Origin of the sequence: Rhodopirellula sp. JB055, from assembly GCF_043100905.1 — a bacterium.
In the GTDB taxonomy this organism is placed as follows: Bacteria; Planctomycetota; Planctomycetia; order Pirellulales; family Pirellulaceae; genus Rhodopirellula.
This window is the reverse complement of sequence record NZ_JBICHO010000262.1, coordinates 1-4,984: the sequence shown is the minus strand read 5'-3', so window position 1 is coordinate 4,984 and position 4,984 is coordinate 1. Positions and strand designations below refer to the sequence as shown.

The window sequence follows — 4,984 nt, the reverse complement described above, 5'->3', positions numbered from 1 at the left end:
TGTCGCTGGTGTAGATCACGACGGTGTTGTCCGCCACGCCTTGGGCCTTCAGTTCGTCGCGAATCATTCCGAGAGCGACGTCGATCGCATAAACCTGTTGATGGTACTTGGCCATCTCGCCGTCGTAATCATCGTCATAGTGCCACTCGCTGAACCGTGGAAATTGCCGACCGAGCTTGCTTTGTGGCGCAAGATGTTTGCTGTATTCTCGCCCAAAGTTCAATGGTTTGGTGAACTGTTTCCCGGCGTAGACATGGTTGAATTGTGGGTCCGGGGTCGCCGGTTTGTGAGGTGCCTTGAAGCTGATTGATAAACAAAATGGCTTGTCTTGCTTCGCCGCTTCTCGGATGACGTCCTTGCCAAAGGCGGCATAAGAAAGTGTCGAGTGGGGATACTGTTTGGCATACTTCCGCATCGACTCGTTCTTGGCAGTCGCGTAGTTCGTTTGGCCAGGGCCGCCGCCCCAGAAATCGAAGTCGTCTTCACACAAACCTTTGCCATTCACGACCAATCCAAACTTGCCCGCGAACGCGGTGAGGTAACCGGCATCGCGAAGGAGAACAGGATAGGATTTGACCCACACGTCTTGGTGCATGTTGCCGTGTCCGAAGTTACATCCCGTCTTGTACTCGTACATTCCGGTGAACACGTTGCCACGACTGGCCATGCAGATCGCGGTGGTGTTGTAGTGCTTGTCAAACACCACGCCGTCACGGGCGAGTTGATCCATGTTCGGTGTCAGGACGTCGTCGTTCCCATAACAGCCAACCGAATAGGTCGATTGGTCGTCGGCGAACAGAAAGACGATGTTGGGTGACGCTTCGGCGTTGTTTGGTTTGCCTTGTTGAGCAGACGCCGGAACGCAAGACACACCGCATGCGAACAGGACACCGAGAATGACAGCACGGTAGTGATTCATAAAAGGATTCATGGGAGAGGTTCGAGGTGGTGTTCGGAGGACGCTTCTTTTATCAATCCGGCCTTGGAATGGTCCCATGGCACGAAGCCAAGACGCAGCGCCGGGGAATCGGGGAGGAGTCGGAAGTCGCCGTTGGCAGGATCTACAAACAACGGATCAACGGATAGGCTCTGTCTGTCGACTCCGTCTTGTTTTTGCTTGTCGAGCATTCGTTCGCCGAGGGCGGGGTCGCTGACGCAATGATAAAGATTGTGATCGGTGTCCGCGTCTTTGGAACGAGCCAAAGCCCTGCCTCGCCGATCCTCGCTCGTTCTGCCTTTGCCAGGAGGCAACTCGTCGATGAACGTGCAGAGGTCTGACGAGGAGTAGAAGATGTTCCGCCGGATCGTTGCCCCCGTGAGCGGGCCTTCGCGAACCGAGAGGTAGTAACCACGAGGCGGAGCAATGATGTCGGCCACGATGTTGTTTTCAACGCGCGTGTTCAACTTCATTAGAATGCCTTGCGACGTGCACTTGTAGATCAGGTTCTCAGCAATCAGCGTGTCGCGTTGGCCACCATCGGTGCGAATCGCGGCTTGCATGATCATCGGGGCTACGAGGTGATGCACGTAGTTGCGGCGGATCACGTTCCCCGCACCTGCTCCACGAACGTAGATCCCATTGCCGTCGCCGAGCATCTCCATCGCATGGTGGATCTCGTTGTATTCAATCTGGTTGTCGTGTGTGTGCAGGTAGGGAAGCACGTCTTCCCGTCGAGGGTTCTTTGGCAGTGATGCGATTTCGTGCCGACGAATCGTTCGTCCGAGTTCTCGGCCTTTGCGTCGGAAGAAATCCGTCATGCATCCGGAGAGGATGATCCCGGTGTAAGGAGTGTTGTGGACAAGATTGTGCATCACACGGTTTTGCCCGCTCTGCCAGATCATCACGCCGGGGCAATGCGAATGGATGCGACCGGTGTGATGAATGTGGTTGTTGAAGATCGTGTTTTCACGATTCACATCTTTGGTGCCCGGACCGTACCCGCACAATAGTATGCCAGCACCGCCCATGTGCTCGATCACATTGCCAGCAATCGTATTGTGTTGGCCGTGTAAATCGACACGGATGGCAGTGCCTCCACTGTGAGCAAAGTGGCATTCCTCAATCTTGCAGTGCTCGGTTCCTCGCAACCGGACCAAAGCGTTGGCTTTGTCATGCATGTCCCAGTCGTGCTGCAACCCCGCATCGTCAGCAGTGATGCTGAACCGTTCGCCATGCATGAAAGTCAGACCACGCAAGCAGAGGTTTGTCACAGGACTGTCGCGAGGCCCTTCCTTGTCAATTTCGCCTTCGATGCGGATCAGTTCCTTCAGCCTTGGCGCCAAGATCAGCGAATCATTTCGCGGCCAAAGATAGAGTTTGCCGGTCTGGGTGTTGAGAACCCATTCACCTGGCTGGTCGAGTTCCTCCAAGACATTTTCGACCCAGCATGAGTTGGTCGTTTTGAGGAAGTGAAGTGGGTTCATCGCATAGGTCGCATCAATCGACGTTCGGGCAATTTGCTTGCTTTCGTTCACCGATTCGAGCGGCAAGATGTTCACGATCCATGCATGATGCGGCCGAACAACGATCTCAATGTCTTCGACGTTGGGCCAATTCCTCAGGCGACCTGCCGGAAAGTGCAGCTCGTTGCGACTGCCACCTTTCAGCGGGATGAATCCTTCCGACCGGGCTCGCGGGAGCATGCCTTCTGAATCGAAGAGTGTGTCAAATTGGCCGGAAACGTCAGCCACCTGAACCTTGCCAAACGCTTTTTCTGGTAGACCAGGCGGAGGCGTCTTTACCGGTTGCCAATCCGTGATGGCGTGGCCAGCGCTGAACACCGGAGTTTCATTTGGGTAAGCCGCGTAGGTGATTGTGCTGTCGCTAAGCCCTGAATCCGCCAGCCCGAAGACCACGGTTTCGGCTAGGCGATAGGTGCCGCCGCGCACCAGAACCAGGATGTCTCCCTCGCGGTCCAAGGCAGATTCGCGGACCGCATCTCGTGCTCGTTGAAGCGTGGCAAACGGTCCGTCAGTGCGAGCTTGGTTTGATTGCGCGATCGTGCCCGACCAATCGTCATTGCCCGCGGGCGAAACGTAGAAATGGGCAGTTGGTCCTGCGGCATGACTGACACCGACCGTCATGCAGATCGCAAACACGATCGCGAACCAGCATGGGAATGAACTCAACCTAGGCATGGGATTCACGACCCGAACTTCTTTCGATCGTTGGTCACGCAACTTTGGTGGGGGCGATTGGCGAGTGATTGGATGGGGCGATTGGATGGGCGATTCATATCGCGTGTTGGTACCAGGCAGACGCACATCCACTGACGACTCGAAGGCTATTCAACCGAAAGTTTGCGACATGCCCGACCAAGCAGTATAGTGATGAAGACGACGACGTTAGAGGTTGAACACCGTTCACATTGCGTTTTCTTTCGGAACATTTGCGACACGCATGGCGACAAGCCCAACTGACAGCAGGCTTGTGGCACTGCTAATTGAGTCCTCACGAGCTTACGGCCGAGGGTTGCTGCGCGGGATTGCCGCTTACGCGCAAGAGCACAGTCATTGGTCGCTTCGCCATCAGGAAATGGCGATCAATGCAGACCCTCCTTCCTGGCTTTCCAAATGGCGTGGAGATGGCGTGCTCGTTCGCGCGGAAACCCAGAAGATGGTTCGGGCCATTCAGGATTTGGGGCTGCCTGTGATCGATTTGCGTTGCTGGCGATCAGCGGGGCTCTTTCCTGGCTTTGACACCGAAGCAGCATCGGTGGTGAAGCTCGCAGTCGATCATTTGCGAGACCGTGGGTTCACCCAGTTTGGGTTCTGTGGCTTTGGCGGAGCCAACTATTCCGATCGCCGACTCGTTGAAATGCGGCGATACGTTCGGTCGATGGGGCACGAGGTTGCTTCTTACATGTCTCCCGGGCCGATTCATGCTACGACCTTTGACGCAGAGCAAAACGGAATGCTCGATCAAAAGGGTCTGGAACGCTGGCTGAGGTCACTGAAGACTCCCGTTGGCATTCTGGCCTGCAATGACATTCGAGCCCAACAATTGCTGAATGCCTGTCACCAATGCCAGATCCACGTTCCAGATGAAATTGCCATTGTCGGCGTCGACAACGACGACGTGATCTGCCCACTGTGTTCTCCGCCCCTGACAAGCGTTGAGCCCAACACCCACAAAATCGGTTACGAGGCCGCTTCACTGCTCGAAACGATGATGGACGGAGAAGCAGTTACCCCTGACATCAATTGGGTTCCGGCTCGCCGCATTGTCGTGCGTGGGTCGACCGATTCGATTCCGGTTGATGACGCGGAGTTCACCAAGGCGTATCGCTTCATTCGCGAAAATGCTTGCCGTGGTGTGTCGGTGCAGGACGTTGCGGATGCGGTCCCCATGTCACGACGTTCGCTCGAACGCAAGATGCGAACGTACCTCAACCAATCGCCTTCGGATCTGATAGCGTCGATTCGGGTGGCTCGGATCAAGGAACTGCTCGAGACCACTTCGCAGCCTCTGAAGAAAATCGCCAGGCTGACGGGGTTCAATTATGATGAACACATGGCGAAGTTCTTCAAAAAGCTGACCGGTGTTCCACCAGGCCAATACCGTCGAAGGCATCGTCTGGAATCAATCACAGACGATGAACTCGAATCGTGAGTCAGTCAGCAGGCTATTCTGCCGGCACGGATTCATCATAGCCAGCGTCGGAATTGGTGGCGGCCAGTTCCGCCTCGTACTTGGCGAGATCGTCGGCAGTGGCACCTTCGGTCGCCAATTGATTTTGATCGTCTCCGCCACAACCTGAAAGAACGCAGGCGAAGGTCAGAACCAGAAAAAGTTTGAATGCGGGCATCATTGGGGCTCTTTTGAGCTTGTGAACGAAAAGGAAAACTTCTGACCGCCAGGCCGACGCCAAGCGGCCAGAAGTAAAAACGGTGGCACGGATTCAGTCTCAGAATTCTTCCGTTGTCTCTTTGGAAGCACGAGTTCCCAGTGCTCCCCACAAACCATAGGGGCTCGCTGATCCAG

4 protein-coding genes are annotated in these 4,984 nt (G+C 55.3%); 1 reads left to right on the top strand and 3 read right to left on the bottom strand.

From position 1 onward, the window contains the following. A partial coding sequence (locus ACF8AM_RS10655; RefSeq protein WP_392555623.1) for a sulfatase-like hydrolase/transferase occupies nt 1-919 on the bottom strand: 919 nt, incomplete at its 3' end. 8 nt (nt 920-927) lie between these two features. Further along, nucleotides 928-3,138: a right-handed parallel beta-helix repeat-containing protein gene (locus tag ACF8AM_RS10650; protein ID WP_392555622.1), complete on the bottom strand. Its 2,211-nt coding sequence runs from the start codon at nt 3,136-3,138 to the stop codon at nt 928-930. A 262-nt stretch (nt 3,139-3,400) separates the two neighbouring features. Here ACF8AM_RS10650 and ACF8AM_RS10645 point away from each other — a divergent pair, with 262 nt between their 5' ends. Next, nucleotides 3,401-4,612: a substrate-binding domain-containing protein gene (locus tag ACF8AM_RS10645; protein WP_392555621.1), complete on the top strand. Its 1,212-nt coding sequence runs from the start codon at nt 3,401-3,403 to the stop codon at nt 4,610-4,612. A gap of 13 nt (nt 4,613-4,625) precedes the next feature. Here the strand turns inward: ACF8AM_RS10645 and ACF8AM_RS10640 are convergent, their stop codons facing one another. After that, the gene (locus ACF8AM_RS10640; RefSeq protein ID WP_392555620.1) at nt 4,626-4,811 is read right to left on the bottom strand and encodes a hypothetical protein; all 186 of its coding nucleotides are present in this window, start codon (nt 4,809-4,811) and stop codon (nt 4,626-4,628) included. Nucleotides 4,812-4,984: the final 173 nt, after the last annotated feature.